A 13,954-nucleotide genomic window follows, 5' to 3' on the forward strand; every position below is an offset into this window, starting at 1 on the left:
CCCGTCCGGCTGCCGATCAGAAGCGGAGCCGGAAGCCCTGTTCGTCGTCGACGAGGGTGCCGGCCACGCCGGCGCCAAACGCGTAGGCGACGGCCGTCGCGCCGCCACGGAAGCGCTCGGTCAGCCCTCGGTCGGGTTCGAACTCGCGGACCGACACCTCCTCGTCGAGCAGGTCCGCGACGTGGTCCTCGACGTCGTCTCGGTCGCCGAGTTCGTCGACCAGCCCCAGTTCGTGGGCGTCGTCGCCGAGGTAGATCCGAGCCTCGGTGTCCCGGACCACCGCGGGGTCCATCCCCCGGCCCTCGGCGACGCGCTCGACGAAGTCCTCGTAGAACCCGTCGATGAGACCCTGGAGATACTCGCGCTCGTCCGCCGAGAGTTCCTTCAGAGGGGTTCCCGCGTCCTTGTACTCGCCGGCCGCGAAGCGCTCGTAGGAGACGCCCAACTCGTCGGCCAACTCGGAGACGTTCACCCGCGAGCCGATGACGCCGATGCTTCCGACGATGCTCGCCTGTCGCGCCCAGAGTTCGTCACAGCCGCTGGCGATCCAGTAGCCACCGCTGGCACAGACGTCGGTCGCGTAGGCGACGGTCGGGCCGTCGAAGTCGGCGGCAGCCCGGCGAATATCGTCGCTCGGGACGACTTCACCGCCCGGCGTGTCGAGTTTCACTAGCAACGCCTCGGCGGCGTCGTCCTCGTCGGCACGCTCGATCTGTTCGACGATGTCGTCGGCCGTCGAGCCGATACCGCCGGGGAGCGGCCCGGGCGCCGATCCATCGCGGGTGATCGGTCCGTCGACCGCCACCTCGGCGGCGTTGTAATCCGGGAAAATCGAGTCGGCCAGACCGCCGGCGGTACGGGCGCCGATGACCACGACGCCGGTGGTCACCAACAGCCCGAGGAGGTCCGCGAGCGATCCGGGGAGGACCACGAAAAGCAGGAATCCAAGCACCGCCGCGACCACCACGCCGCCGACCACGATCACGGCCCGGCCGACGTCGTCCTCACTCACGTTTGCTCACCATACGCACTGCTGGGGAACGGATCGGCATAAAAACACCTGCGTCGGCGGATCCAGTCTACAGGAGACCCGTCTTCTGCAACTTCATCAGGTCCTCGGTGTCGAGGGTTTCGCCTTCCTTGAACTTCTGGTAGATTTCCTCGGCCTCCTCTTTGGCGGCCTCGCGCTCGGCCTCGCGCTCGTCCTGCTGTTCCTGCTCTTCTTCCTTGTCGAGTTCGCGCAGGCGCTTCTGGACGCGGACGAAGTCCTCGTGGTGTCGGTCGGCCGCTTCCTGGGCCTCGACGAAGAGTTCGTGCATCTCGTCGGCCTTGTCACGGATCTCGTCGGCCTCGCGATAGGCCTCGATCATCTGGTTGTGATGTTCCTGGGCCTTATCGGCGAGCTCCGTCACCTTCTGGTGGTGCTGGGACGCCTCGGAGCGGACCTCCTCGGCCTCCGCGACGAGTTCGTCGAGTTCGCTCGCATCGTCGAGTTTCTCCTTGCGCTGCTGGTACTCCTCGCGTTTGTCCTCGATTTTCTCGATGAGTTCGCGCTCGTCCTCGGCGCTGAGCACCTCGGTCTGCTGGCGGAATTCGAGCTGCTCGATCTCCTCTTCGAGCTCCTCGAGATCCTTGCCATCGCCGAGTTCGAGGTCCTGTTTCATCTCCTCGACCTCGTCGAAGAGCTCGTTTGCCTTGGCGTTGAGCTCGTTTCGGCTCTCCTTGTGCTCTTGGACCTGTTCGTTGAGCTCGTCGCGTTTCTCGCGGTGCTCTTGGGCCTCGTCGACTTTCTCCCGCGTCTCGGCGTTCAGGTCGTCGCGCTCAGAGGCCCGTTCCGAGGCCATCTGGTTGAGTTCGTTACGCCGGTCGCGGAGCTGGCCGGCGAGTTTGATGAGCTGTCCCTTCGAGTCGTTTTCGAGCTGGTCGTCGGTGAGTTCGACGTTGTTCGCTTCGTCGAGCGCTGCGACGTCGAATTCGTCGAGTACTTCTTCTGTTGTTACCATTGTTGAAACCTCGATACCACCGCTCCGGGCGAACTGGCGGCTAGTCGTCCCGCAATCAACCGTGGATAAGAGTTCCCGATCATTCTGCGAGCGATACCGCCACGCGCCGGAGACGCGTTGGTAACTGCAAATACAGCCGACATGTACATAAATACTTCGGTGAACGAAGGAGTGAGAAACGGTACCACGAGCCGCTGTACCTGCCGTGCGAACCGTTCACAACGCCATCGGCAGGGTATATAAAACACCGTCGCCGATCGGTTCCAGTTTCAGTTTCACTACGGGGACGGCACGGATTCATGTCGGTCCGTCGACTACCTATGGATATGCTCGAGAACCTCACGAGTACCTGCGAGGCGGCCGGCTGTGATCGACCCCTCGACGACGACGCCCTGATGGTGGCGATGCGGACCGACTCGGGCGAGCGGCGGGCCTACGAGTGTGCCTGTGGCGCGGTGACGGTGACCGTCGTCCAGGATTGATCGTCACCGCTAAGCCGGCCGGCCGGCGACGACTCGGCATGCAAGAGGTCGTCCACGCACGCGGTCACGAACACGTCGCCGCAACCCACGACACCACCTTCGAGGTGACGACCGACGACTGGCTCACCCCCGCCGGCGACTGCATCGTCGGCGTCGAAGCCGACCGGGCCCCCGCCGACTTCGACGACGCGTTCGTCGACGCCTGCCGGGACTCCACGGCGTCGATCACCCTCACCCTCGACGTCGACGGGGCGACGCAGACGGTTCGCGCCCACGGCCACCCCGACCTCACCTTCGAAAGCGACCGAAGCGCCGTCGTCCGGACGAGCACCTACGTCGACGACCGCACCGTCGCCGTCGGCGCCGGCGCCGCCGCGTCCGACCTGGACCGCGGACTGGTTACCGCCCTCGCCGACGGCGTCGACTGTACCCTGACGCTAACCGTCGAGTGACTCCGCGCTCTTCTATCCGCCGCAGAGAGCAGTAGCGGCGACGCCGAGGCCCACCTCGCGGCCGCCGGTTCCGAGGCGGCATAGTAGTCTCCCGCTTCAGAGAGGAGCCACCGAGTCGTCGCTGGCGGGGTCCCGGTGAAACGTCGCACCGGAATCTGCCCACAGATCGCAGCAGCGCGATCCGAAGAGGCTGCAGGAGCCGTCAGTCAGTGATGGCGTCGGTCTGTTCGCGGAGCGTGACGAACTCGTCGCCGTCGTCGATATCCTCGCCGGTGAACGGCGTCGAAACCGTGCCGTCGTACCCGTCGAGATCCAGTGCCTCCAGCCTCGCGGTGTATCCGCCGAATCCGTTGAGATACAGAAACTCATCGCTGAGCGATGCGACCGGCCCCTTGTCTTGGTCGGTCAGCGTTGTCGTGGTCCGGGAAATCGACGAGTTACTGTCAGGCTCGACCGATAGCCGCAGGGCCAACACGTCGTCGTCGCCGTCGGCGTCCGAGACGCTGTACGCTATCGACTGTGTCTGGCCGATCGGCCCGACGAACTCGAACTCGTCGACAGAGAATCGTTCGGCTGGCGCGGGGAGCGTAATCGACACGGTCTTCGAGAACGGAAGACTCGACTTGCCGCCGGTGTCGGTCACCGTCGCCGTCACCTCGACGTCCCCTTCCGACTGAAACGCGCGTGTTAGTGTCTGCGAGCCGTCTCCGACCAGGACACCGTCGATCTGCCACTCGTAGGTCAGCGCGGAGGCCGAATCCTGCGGGTCGGAGGCCTCGGCCTCGAACGTGTAGACCGCGCCTTGCTGATCCGTTACGGTGATGTCGGTGACCTTCGGTGAGACGTTGCTGCCGCCGCCCCCACCACCCCCCTCGCTGTCACCGTACAGTCCAGGGGCAACCCCGACCAGTCCCTCCTCGATTTCTTCCCGGACGTCGGGCGGGACATCCTCGAACGCGAGGTTCGTCTCCGCGCGCTCAACGAAGTCCGCGAACGAGGGACTCATGTGGAGACCTTCCCGGTGACGGTCACGCTCTCGCCGGTTTCGACGTCGGAGCCGACGTCATCAGGAAAGGCAGCCACGACGAGGCTGTACGTCTCCGCGGTCCCGGGAGAGAGTGCTACCGACGGGAAGTCCGTCTTTGGGACGGTCAACACCATCAGGGTACTGCTGGTGTCGGTGTCGACGAGGATCAGCGGCGTGACCTCGACGTCGACCTCCTGGGTTCCCTGATTACGCACCTCGAACAGGTCCTCGAACACGGTGGTCGCGTCGGCGTTGACACCCTGGCCACCGGCGCTCGTCGCGTTGTCCCCGGTGAGGTCCACCCCGAACTGGCCGTCGGTCGTTTCGGTGTACGGTGCGTTCGGACCGACAGCCTCCAACGCGAGAAACGCGTTCGCGTCGGCAGCCACATCCACGGCGACATCCCGGTCGGCCTCGACGCTCGTGAACGCTCCCGTCCCGTTCACCACGGCACTGCCCGCACCGATCGTTCCGATCATCGCGATGAGTTGTCGTCGGTTCATTGTGTGGGGGTTCGGCGTGGGGATCCTGTGGTGGGTCGAACGGACCCCGGCCGATGCCCACTGGCGGAGTCGAACCGCCACCGCACCGTACGGACACCCGTGTGGGTGGGGAGTCGTGAACGCACTGGTCGGTCGTCGTGCGACCCGCATCGAACGGATCTACCGTCAGAGGAGACGCTCGTCGACGTATCGTGATTCGCGCCTATCGTTCGGCAGCATACAACTCGAATACACTTCTTAACAGGTTGTTGTTGACCTATTGAAACGTCTACAACGAGCGATAGAAGAGGCGTAACCTTAGAATACGCCGACATGTGACGCGGGGCAATCAGCTATCGGCCGGGATTCCCACCGGTAAGCGCCGAATACGCCACCCGTCCAACGGAGACCGGCGACACGGACGCGGGAATCTTCCGGAGCGACGGGTGGTCGACGGTGTGAACGATGCGTAGACCGGGACTCAATCTGTGTCCAATGATAGATTACGCTGCGGCCGTACCCTTGCAGCATGGAGATCAGACGGCTACACGAGGACTTGATCGACCTACACGGGCGCCCGAGTAAGACGTACAGCGAGGACGGAGTGCGACAGCTTTTGACCACTATCCTCTCACAGAACGTTACCGACGTGCAGACGGCCAGAGCCTCGGAGAAGCTGTTCTCGACGTATCCAGATTACAGAGCCATCGAACGAGCCGATCAGGAGGAACTAGCTGACGTTATCTCGGACGTCGGATTGATGAACCAGAAGTCACGCCGGATTCAGCGGTCGCTCGAGCGGATTCGAAAGGAGACCGGTGGCGAGTACACGCTCGCGTTTTTAGGCGAGATGGAGACTGCAGAGGCACAAGAGTGGCTCACCCAGATCAAGGGGGTCGGGGCGAAGACAGCCAACGTCGTGCTCAATTTTCACTTCGAGAAACCGACGTTCGCGGTGGATACACACATCGAACGACTCTCCAAGCGGTTCGGACTCATCGACGAGTCGACGACGGCGACACAGGCCCACGAAGTCCTGAACGAGCGGATCCCGGACGATATCAAATACAGTCTGCACGTCTTGCTCATCACTCACGGCAAAGAGTACTGTTCCGCGCAGAACGCAAACTGCGGGAATCCGGTGTGTGAGAACTACTGTCACTGCGAGTACTGCTGAGCGGGATAGAGGGGTGACGGGCGGCGATCACAGTCGTGATCCGCTCGCTTCGTCGACCCGTGTGCCGTGCCGTCCGGCGTGACCGAGTCGGGTGGTGGTGGAGCGACCCCGTCGGCGTTACTTGAAGCGGAACGTCTCCAAGTTCTTCGGCGCGAACGTTCGCATGTTGTAGTCGTGATAGAGCGCGGAGGAGAGGTCCTGTACAGAGCGTTCGTCGCCGTGGACACAGAGGACCTTCTCCGGACGTGGGTTCATCGTCTTGACGAAGTTCTCTAGGCCCTGACGGTCGGCGTGGCCGGAGAAGCCGTCGACCGTCTCGACGCCCATATTCAGGGAGAGGGTGTTACCGCGGCCGCCGCGCTCGCGGTCGTTGATCGGAATCTCGTCCCAGCCGTTCTGGATGCGCCGGCCGAGGGTTCCCTGGGCTTGGTAGCCGACGAACGCGAGCGTCGAGTCCGGATCGGGGCCGAGGTGGCGGAGCCAGGACATGATCGGGCCGCCGGTGACCATCCCCGACGTCGAGAGGATGATCGCCGACTCGCCGTCGGCAACTTCTTGACGTTCGTCCTCGCCGGCGTCGATGTGGTTGAACTGCTCAGCGAGGAAGGGGTTTTCGTCGTCGTGGAAGATGCGGTCCCGGAGGTCGTCCCGGAGATATTCGGGGTAGGTGGTGTGGATGGCCGTCGCCTCCCAGATCATCCCGTCGAGGTGGACGGGCATCTCGGGGATCTTGCCGCTCCGCATCGCCTCCTCCAGTACGAGCATGATCTCCTGAGACCGCCCGACTGCGAAGGCCGGAATGACGATTTTGCCGTCCTGCTCGTGCGTCTCGTTGATAATTCGGAGGAGGTTGCGCTCGGAGTCCTCCTGGTCGGTCTGGTAGTCGTTGCGCCCGCCGTAGGTGGATTCGAGGACGAGCGTCTCGACCCGCGGGAAGTCGTTGACGGCGCCGTTGAAGAGTCGCGTATCCTCGTAGTGGATGTCGCCCGAGAAGGCGACGTTGTAGAGGCCGTCACCGATGTGGAAGTGAGAGACGGCCGAGCCGAGGATGTGCCCGGCGTTGTGGAAGGTGAGTTTCACGTCGGGCGCGATGTCGGTCACGTCGCCGTACTCGAGGGGAACGGTGTGTTTGATCGCCTCCCGGACCATCTCACTCTCGTAGGGTGGGGTCCGGCCCTCCTTGACGGCCACGTCGAGGTAGTCGAGCGTGAGCAGACCCATCAGGTCTCGGGTTGGCTCGGTGCAGTAGATGGGGCCGTCGTAGCCGTACTTAAAGAGGAGGGGGATCAGCGCGGAGTGGTCGAGGTGAGCGTGGGTGAGGACGACGGCGTCGATGGAGTTCAGAGGCGCAGCCTCCGGCACTTGAAGGTAGGGAACCTCGCCCTCGGCGCCGGGCTTGTCGCCGCAGTCGATCAGGACGCGCGTCTCGGCGGTCGAGAGGATGAAGCTCGCGCGGCCGACCTCGCGACAGCAGCCGAGGGTGGTGATCCGCACCCACTGGTCGTCGGCCATCTCCTCGCGGTGGATCTGCCGGCCGACACGTTCGAGGATGTCCCGTCGCTCCTCGCGTTCCTGTTTGAGAAAGTTCCGGACGTTCGACACCGTCGAGGATTCGATTGGTGGGGTGCGGACCACTTCGGGCGTCCAACCGATCTCTTTGGTTATCTCCCGGAGCGTCGAGCCGTGACGCCCGATCACCATCCCCGGTTTCTCGGCCTCGATGACGACTTCGCCGGTGTCGGCGTGGAAATCGAGGTCGGTCACGCCGGCGTCACCGGGGATCACGTCCTGGATCCGCTCGCGAGCCTCGCGGACGTTCATCAGTACGTCGGGGTCGGGCCGGACCGTGATACGCTTCCGGAGTTTGCTCGCCAGCTTGCGGATGAGGTCGCCATTGCTGGCGAAGTCCTTCGGATCGCGCGTGTACACGACCAGTTCCGGCCCTTCGTATTTCACGTCGGAGACGGAGATGCCGGGCGGTAGTTCGTCCTCGATCTCTGCTTTCAGGTCCTCGAGTTGCTTGTCTACGGAGCTCATATGTACCGGGTGAGAGCCCTCCGCACGGTCGTGCCCGTTCGATTCTCGCCCGTCGGCGACGTCCCCGTGGACGGTCGGCGCCGGACGGTGGCGGTCGTGCCAAATCGCATAGGTACGGTGCTGTACGGGAGGTGCTCGACTGCGGGAAGAGGCAGCGAAAACCCGCTTGAGTCACCCTATCAGTCGGGCATTATAAAAGCCTTCGCAAAATCGAAGGCACTCGCCCCTCGACGGCCGGTATGGAACTCACCCCGGCAGCCGTCGAACGCGAGTACGAATGGGTTCGAGAGCGCGAGTCGGTCGTCCCACTGATCAACGGAACACGGGACCGCCTCGCCGACTGCTTCGACGTCGACGTCGGTCACGTCACCCGGGAGGCGTACCGCGAGGAAGTCGCCGCCGTCTTCGCGGACGGCGCCCGCGCGGTCAACGTCGCGGCTTACGTCGCCCTCCTCCGTGATCTGGATGTGACCGGCGACTACCCGGGGTTCGTCGTCGACGAGGTACTCGGCCGGGAACTCGCCGCGGCCATCGCGGGCGGGCAACCCTACTCGCTGCTCGCACAGGCGACCTTTCACTTTGCGGACGTGACGACCCACACCGAGGGCGTCGCGGGGGCCGACGACTTGGACGCCGCCCTCGCTGCGGGCTTCCAGACCCGCCTTCCGGGGTGGGAGTGGACCGAGGGGTCCAGTCCGTTCGCGGTCGGTCGGGAATGAGTTAACTGCCGCCAGGCCGAGGGGTGGCGTGTGCAATCGAAGACCGTCCTCATCACGGGCTGTTCGTCCGGTATCGGTCGTGCGACCGCCGAGGCCTTTCTCGACGCAGACTGGGACGTGTACGCCACGGCCCGCAACCCCGCCGACGTGGAGACACTCGGCAACCGCGGCTGTACCGTCGCGACACTCGACGTGACGGAGGACGACGACGTAGAACGGGTCGTCGACCGGGTTCTCGACGACCACGGCCGGATCGACTGCCTCGTCAACAACGCCGGGTACGCCCAGTTCGGCCCGATAGAGGACGTTCCCGTCGATGCCGTCCACCGGCAGTTCGACGTGAACGTCTACGGCGCCCACCGACTGGCCCGGGCGGTCCTCCCACACATGCGTCGCCGCCGCGAGGGGACGATTGTCAACATCTCCAGCGTCGCCGGCCGTCTCTCCTTTCCCGGCGGCGGCGTCTACGCCGGGTCGAAGTTCGCGCTCGAAGCCATGACCGACGCGCTCCGTGCCGAGGTTGACGAGTACGGGATCGATGCCGTCCTGATCGAACCCGGACCCGTCGATACGGGCTTTACCGAGCGCGCCGAGAAGGAGATCGAAGGAGTCGAACGCTCCGGCGCGTACGAGGACTTCTACGACGTCTTCGCGGACACGCAGGCCATCGGCGGCGGCGGTCCCGGTGCGGTCGCCCCCGAGCGTGTCGCCGAGGACGTCCTCAACGCCGCGAGTTCGACGAAGCCCGCGAGTCGGGTCCCGGTCGGGACGCTCGCGCGGGCGAGCGTCTTGGGGCGGTTCGTCCCCGACCGCCTGCGCGATCAGGCCTTCTCGTTGCTCGACCGACTAACGTAGACACGCGGCGACGACGCGGAGCGCCCGCTCCCCACGCACCTCGTCGGCGAGCAGGGGAACGCGTTTCACGTCGTGGTCGCGAAACAGGTCGCTCGCCCGACGGAGCGCCCGCTGCTGGACGTCCCACCGACGCTGACAGAACTCACAGTCCGCCAGATTCGGAGAGACGACCCACTCGGCGTCGACGTCGGCAACGTCCGCTAGATCCTCCATCACGCGGTTGACGACGACGGTTCCGACGGGAATGGAGAACTCGTCGAGGCGGCGGACGAGGCGCTGGGACTCGACGACGCTCATCTCCTCCGGCACCATCACGACCCGGAAGTCGGTGCGGGCGGGGTCCTGAAGGACGGCCCGGAGTCGCTCGATCCGGTCGCCGAGTTCGTCTAGGTCCGGCGCGTCGGGGTCGTCGCCGCCGCCGACACCGAACATGCCCTTGAAGCCGTCCATCATTCCCGAGAACTTCTCGCGCATGGAGAGCAGGCGCCCGACCATCGAGTCGAGCACCTCGGGCAGTTCGAGCAGTCGCAGGGTGTGACCCGTCGGTGCCGTGTCGATCACCACGCGGTCGAACCGGGGGTCGTCCAGATACTCCAGCAACTGGCGCATCGCTGCCGCCTCGTCCGCGCCGGGCATCGACCCGCCCATCAGCGGATCGATGGCGTCGTCGCCGAGTGCCTCGCCAATCTCGCCGAGACCGCCGAGTGGCGCACCGGCGCCGGCGTCACCCGCGCCGTCTGTTCCGCCGTCGACGCCGATGCCGCCCGCGCCGAACAGCCCCTCCTCCATGGCCGCCTCGGGGTCGATTTCCGCGGCCCACAGGGGGTTGTCCTCGCGGATGCGCGTCGGCGTCGCGGGAATGTCGACGTCGAGGGTGTCCGACAGAGAGTGGGCGGGATCGGTCGAGACGACGAGCGTCGCCGTCCCCGTGGCGGCCGAGGCAAGCGCCGTCGCCGCCGCCATCGTCGTCTTGCCGACGCCACCCTTGCCGCCGTAGAGGACGTACTCCGGTGCGTCCACCGTCTCGGGGAGGTCGGTCGCCGCCGCGACGTCGACCCGCGCGGGGCTGTCGTTTCCCCCTTCCGCAACCTCGTCGACCGGCTCCACGTCGAGTTCGCTCATATCCGGTCCGAGACGACCCGGGCACCTGTACCCGTCGATACGGGGAAGACACTTGCCGGTAGGCGATGCATCTCAGGTATGATCGGCTGTCCCTCCGGGCGACCGCTGCTCGCCGCTGTCGCGGCCGTCTCGCTCGTGACCACCGGCTGTCTCGGCGTGGGGCCGTCGCCGCCCGCAACGCCGACAGCGACGCCGACGGCGTCGGTGGGGACGGACTGTCCGCCGGCACTGACCGTCTACGCCCTCGACGAGGACCCCGCCAATCTCGATTCGGTCGTCGACTACGAGAACCTCTCCGCCGAGAAGCGGGCGACGTTCGACCGCGCGCGCAACGAGCGCGTCACCGACTTCGCGTACGACTGGCGGGATATCGACGTCGTGGCGTACGATGGGGCGTACTACCGGACGGGCGTCGTCGTCTGTTAGAAGCCGTCGTAGGCGGCGAGGCGCTCGGCGGCCTCCTCGGCCCGCGGGCTGACGAGCGCGAATCGGACCCACTCGTCGTAGGAGCCGAAGGTGTCGCCGGGCATGCAGGCGACGCCCGCCTCGTCGACGAGGCGTTCGACGTTCTCGAGGGTGCCGGGAAAGCCCTCGAAGCGCGCGAAGACGTAGAACGCCCCCTCAGGGACGACGTAGTCGGCGCCCGCGGCGTCCAGCGCGTCGGTGAAGGCGTCGATCCGCTCCCGGAGGAGGTCGCGCGAGGCCTCGTAATACTCGGGACCGGTCTCCCGGAGTGCCCGGAGGACGGCCGCCTGTGAAGGGCGGGCGCTGGCCACGTTCACGAGCATATGTCGGGTGCGGGCGGCCTCGGCCAACTCCGGGGGGAAGATCCCGTAGCCGACCCGCAGCCCGGTCACCGCCATCGACTTCGAGAAGGAGTTGGTGACGACCGCGTGGTCGCCGTCGACGGAGAGGGCGCTCTCGAAGCGCCCGGAGAAGTCGTAGTGATCGTACACCTCGTCGGAGATCAGCACGGCGTCGTGCTCGGCCGCGAGATCGGCCACCGCGGCCATCGTGTCCGCGTCGTACACCGCCCCCGTCGGGTTGTTCGGCGAGTTGACGAGAACCGCGGCGGTCTCGGCGCTTGCCGCCTCGCGCATCGCCGCCACGTCGAGGCCACCGTCCTCGGCGACGGGGACGAGAGACACGTCCGCGCCAAGCATCTGTGCCTTGCCGGGGTAGTAGGGGTAGACGGGATCGGTGAGAATGATCTCGTTGCCCGCGTCGCGTTCGAGCGCGCCCGCCATCGCGAGGTAGTTCGCCTCGCCGGCGCCGTTCGTGACGATCACGCGGTTGGCGTCGACGTCGCGGCGGGCGGCAATCTCCTCTCGGAGCGCGCGCAGGCCGTCACTCGGCGGGTACTGGAACGCCGCGGGTTCGGCGTCGGCAAAGTCGCGTAGGCCCTCGCGGAGGGCAGTCGGCGGCTCCCAGTCCGGTCCCCCGCTCACCAGGTCGATCACGTCGCGGTCCGCGTCGGCCGCGTACTGCATGACGTGAAAGAACAGCGGCGTGTCGTAGTCCATGCCCGCCATCCGGACGGCGGTCAAATCGGTCTTTCGCTCTCCCGTGCCGACACGCTTGAGTCGGGAGGGGGCGAAGGTGGCCGACGTGAACAAGAAAGGACACGTGCTCAACGCCGCGCTACTGAGCGTCGGCCTCGGTGTCGTGCTCGCCGCGCCGACGGCACTCACGGCGGCCGAGGCACTCGCCGTCGCCGAAACGGTCGCCAAACTGTCCGTCCCCATCGTCCTCGGCGCGCTCTTTCCCGACGTCGACACCGCCTTCGGCAAGCACCGCAAGACGCTTCATAACCTGTTCGTTCTGGGGGTCGTCGCCGCCTTTCCCATCGTCTTCGACAACCTCCAGTTCGTCTGGATCGGCATCGCCACCCACTATCTCCTCGACGTGGTCGGCAGCCGTCGAGGGATCGCGCTCTTCTACCCGCTGACGAGCCAGGAGTGGGGTCTCCCCAGCGGCGTAACCACCAGCAGCAAGTACGCGGATCTCGTGACCGTCGTCGTCACGGGACTGGAGGTCGCCACCCTCGCGGCCGTCCACATCTACGTGATTCCGCTCGGGGAGACGGCAAGCGTGGTGAACACCATCCTGGCCTAACACCGGTGCCGCCTCCTCAGACGGCCACGTCGTCGAAGCGGCCGTCGTACGCGATATGTCGAGGGTGGGTCGGCTCCGTTCCCGAGAGGAAGAGTCGATCCAGCTTCCCCCACGTGTTCTCGACGCCGAGATGGGCGAACTCCGCGAGGCCACGCAGGTGGTGGTCGGCGCCACGTCGCCGGACGACACGCCGGGGTGTCTCCGACCGGAGCGCCTCGACGAGGGCCGCCTCCGAGTCGATGGACGCCTCGAAGGCCGTCCACGCCTCGCCGACAGTTCGCTGCAGGTGGGCGTACGATGACCCGAACCCTGGCTGTCCCGTCTCTCGGGCCACCGCCCGACACCGCCGGTTCTGTGGCGGGAGGCACTTCACGTTGTGCGTCTCGACGGCGTGGATGGCGTCGGCGTGGGCGGCGATGCCGTCACGGGAACAGCTGATGTTCAGCATCTCGGGGTGGGGGACGAGAACGGCGGCGTCCTGTCTGTCGGCGGCCGCCAATGCCCCGTCGAAGGTGATGAAATCGGGGACCGGGTCGTCGAGGCCGACGACGAGGAGGTGACGGCGGGCGTACCACGGCCCGGTGAACACCTCGCGTGCGGGCACGATCAGGAGTTCGTCGTCGGAGAATTTGCTGGCCCGCTCGCGAATGGTCGGAAGGCGCGTGAAATGCGGCGCGTAGACGAGAGCGTCGAGGCCGCGGGCTTTCGCCCGCGTCACGACGTCCTCGTCGAGTACCTTCACGTGCATGTCGATGCGAGTCGACCCTGCCGTCGTCACGGACCCACCTGAGCGGACGGCGCAGTTAGTGGTTGCTATTCGGGAGATACAGTGTCGGTGCGTTGAGGTGAAGGCGGGGTTACCGTTCGTCCGAGTCGAGGACGCGGATCTGGTCGCCGCGGACGGTGACGGGGATGGGCACCGTCGCCTCGTACAGTTCGACGGTCACCTGGTCTTTGCCCTCGTCGATCCGCTGGACACGGGCCTTCTCGCCTTTGAAGGGTCCGGCGATGAGTTCGACGATGTCGCTCTCCGCGATGCCCTCGACGTCCGGAGTGGGCGAGAGGAAATGCTCCACCTCGGTGAGCGAGGACTTGCCGGGGACGATAGAGCGAGCGTGGGGAATCTCGTCCATAACCCGTTCGAGGACGGCGTTGTTGTCCGCCTCGACCATCACGTAACTCGTCAGGGAGTCGGGCGCCAACACCGCGTGGACCTCGTCTTCCTCGCGGCTGGCGATCATGTCCGCGACAGTCCGCTCCTGGCTGGCGGTGGTTTTGACGGCGAAGATACCCATGCTACACACCTCCGGGGAGGAGGGTCATGACCGCGAAGATGACGAACCCGAGGAGGCCGACGAGAAAGATACCTGCCCCCGCGACCTTGGCGATCTGCGAGAACTCGTTCCACGACGGCGTGCTCGCCATCTTGAGCACGCGGACGTAGCTTGCGAGGTCGTATTTGACGTCCATACCGGGCGATACG

General features: G+C 65.8%; 17 protein-coding genes. 7 read left to right on the forward strand and 10 right to left on the reverse strand.

The features are described from left to right. Nucleotides 1–16: 16 nt before the first annotated feature. Together sppA and NO878_RS05740 are read right to left on the reverse strand one after the other, a co-directional pair. Complete coding sequence (gene sppA, locus NO878_RS05735) at nt 17–1,012, reverse strand: signal peptide peptidase SppA (protein WP_256405005.1); 996 nt, start codon at nt 1,010–1,012, stop codon at nt 17–19. 67 nt (nt 1,013–1,079) lie between these two features. Next, entirely contained in the window at nt 1,080–2,003 is a 924-nt protein-coding gene (locus tag NO878_RS05740; protein ID WP_256405007.1) for a coiled-coil protein, read from the reverse strand. 326 nt (nt 2,004–2,329) lie between these two features. Here NO878_RS05740 and NO878_RS05745 point away from each other — a divergent pair, with 326 nt between their 5' ends. Both NO878_RS05745 and NO878_RS05750 read left to right on the forward strand, forming a co-directional pair. After that, nucleotides 2,330–2,485: a hypothetical protein gene (locus NO878_RS05745; RefSeq protein ID WP_256405008.1), complete on the forward strand. Its 156-nt coding sequence runs from the start codon at nt 2,330–2,332 to the stop codon at nt 2,483–2,485. A gap of 38 nt (nt 2,486–2,523) precedes the next feature. Further along, nucleotides 2,524–2,937 carry a DUF371 domain-containing protein gene (locus tag NO878_RS05750; RefSeq protein WP_256405009.1) on the forward strand — a complete coding sequence of 138 codons (414 nt, stop codon included), beginning with the start codon at nt 2,524–2,526 and terminating at the stop codon, nt 2,935–2,937. 202 nt (nt 2,938–3,139) lie between these two features. On the opposite strand, the gene NO878_RS05755 is transcribed toward NO878_RS05750, so the two are convergent. Both NO878_RS05755 and NO878_RS05760 read right to left on the reverse strand, forming a co-directional pair. Then, nucleotides 3,140–3,943 (reverse strand): PKD domain-containing protein, encoded by an 804-nt coding sequence (locus NO878_RS05755; protein ID WP_256405010.1) that lies wholly within the window; start codon nt 3,941–3,943, stop codon nt 3,140–3,142. Beyond that, nucleotides 3,940–4,443 carry a DUF1102 domain-containing protein gene (locus NO878_RS05760; protein WP_256405011.1) on the reverse strand — a complete coding sequence of 168 codons (504 nt, stop codon included), beginning with the start codon at nt 4,441–4,443 and terminating at the stop codon, nt 3,940–3,942. The genes NO878_RS05755 and NO878_RS05760 overlap by 4 nt, the downstream gene beginning before the upstream one ends. 532 nt (nt 4,444–4,975) lie before the next feature. Here NO878_RS05760 and NO878_RS05765 point away from each other — a divergent pair. After that, a complete protein-coding gene (locus NO878_RS05765) occupies nt 4,976–5,623 on the forward strand; it encodes an endonuclease III domain-containing protein (RefSeq protein ID WP_256405012.1) in 648 nt (215 codons plus the stop codon). 117 nt (nt 5,624–5,740) lie between these two features. Here NO878_RS05765 and NO878_RS05770 read toward each other — a convergent pair whose 3' ends face one another. Further along, entirely contained in the window at nt 5,741–7,660 is a 1,920-nt protein-coding gene (locus NO878_RS05770; RefSeq protein WP_256405013.1) for a beta-CASP ribonuclease aCPSF1, read from the reverse strand. Nucleotides 7,661–7,899: 239 nt separating this feature from the next. Between NO878_RS05770 and NO878_RS05775 the strand changes: the two genes are divergently transcribed. Together NO878_RS05775 and NO878_RS05780 are read left to right on the forward strand one after the other, a co-directional pair. Further along, on the forward strand, nt 7,900–8,379 hold the full coding sequence (locus NO878_RS05775; RefSeq protein ID WP_256405014.1) for a DUF7984 family protein: 480 nt from the start codon (nt 7,900–7,902) through the stop codon (nt 8,377–8,379). A gap of 30 nt (nt 8,380–8,409) precedes the next feature. Then, complete coding sequence (locus NO878_RS05780) at nt 8,410–9,234, forward strand: SDR family oxidoreductase (protein ID WP_256405015.1); 825 nt, start codon at nt 8,410–8,412, stop codon at nt 9,232–9,234. Here NO878_RS05780 and NO878_RS05785 read toward each other — a convergent pair. Further along, nucleotides 9,226–10,356, reverse strand: a complete 1,131-nt coding sequence (locus NO878_RS05785) for an ArsA family ATPase (protein WP_256405016.1) — start codon at nt 10,354–10,356, stop codon at nt 9,226–9,228. The genes NO878_RS05780 and NO878_RS05785 overlap by 9 nt on opposite strands. 78 nt (nt 10,357–10,434) lie before the next feature. Here NO878_RS05785 and NO878_RS05790 point away from each other — a divergent pair, with 78 nt between their 5' ends. After that, nucleotides 10,435–10,782, forward strand: a complete 348-nt coding sequence (locus tag NO878_RS05790) for a DUF7979 domain-containing protein (RefSeq protein WP_256405017.1) — start codon at nt 10,435–10,437, stop codon at nt 10,780–10,782. On the opposite strand, the gene NO878_RS05795 is transcribed toward NO878_RS05790, so the two are convergent. Further along, nucleotides 10,779–11,879: a pyridoxal phosphate-dependent aminotransferase gene (locus tag NO878_RS05795; RefSeq protein WP_256405018.1), complete on the reverse strand. Its 1,101-nt coding sequence runs from the start codon at nt 11,877–11,879 to the stop codon at nt 10,779–10,781. The genes NO878_RS05790 and NO878_RS05795 overlap by 4 nt on opposite strands. 85 nt (nt 11,880–11,964) lie before the next feature. On the opposite strand from NO878_RS05795, the gene NO878_RS05800 reads away from it, so the two are divergent. Then, nucleotides 11,965–12,471, forward strand: coding sequence for a metal-dependent hydrolase (locus NO878_RS05800; protein WP_256405467.1), 507 nt, complete (start codon nt 11,965–11,967; stop codon nt 12,469–12,471). Nucleotides 12,472–12,487: 16 nt separating this feature from the next. Here NO878_RS05800 and NO878_RS05805 read toward each other — a convergent pair whose 3' ends face one another. The 3 genes from NO878_RS05805 to NO878_RS05815 form a co-directional block, all read right to left on the reverse strand. Continuing rightward, nucleotides 12,488–13,219, reverse strand: a complete 732-nt coding sequence (locus NO878_RS05805; protein WP_256405468.1) for a PHP-associated domain-containing protein — start codon at nt 13,217–13,219, stop codon at nt 12,488–12,490. A 109-nt stretch (nt 13,220–13,328) separates the two neighbouring features. Beyond that, nucleotides 13,329–13,766, reverse strand: a complete 438-nt coding sequence (locus NO878_RS05810) for a transcription elongation factor Spt5 (protein ID WP_256405019.1) — start codon at nt 13,764–13,766, stop codon at nt 13,329–13,331. A 1-nt stretch (nt 13,767) separates the two neighbouring features. Next, nucleotides 13,768–13,941 (reverse strand): protein translocase SEC61 complex subunit gamma, encoded by a 174-nt coding sequence (locus NO878_RS05815; protein WP_256405020.1) that lies wholly within the window; start codon nt 13,939–13,941, stop codon nt 13,768–13,770. Nucleotides 13,942–13,954 lie beyond the last annotated feature (13 nt).

The organism is Haloplanus ruber (genome assembly GCF_024494725.1).
Lineage (GTDB): Archaea > Halobacteriota > Halobacteria > Halobacteriales > Haloferacaceae > Haloplanus > Haloplanus ruber.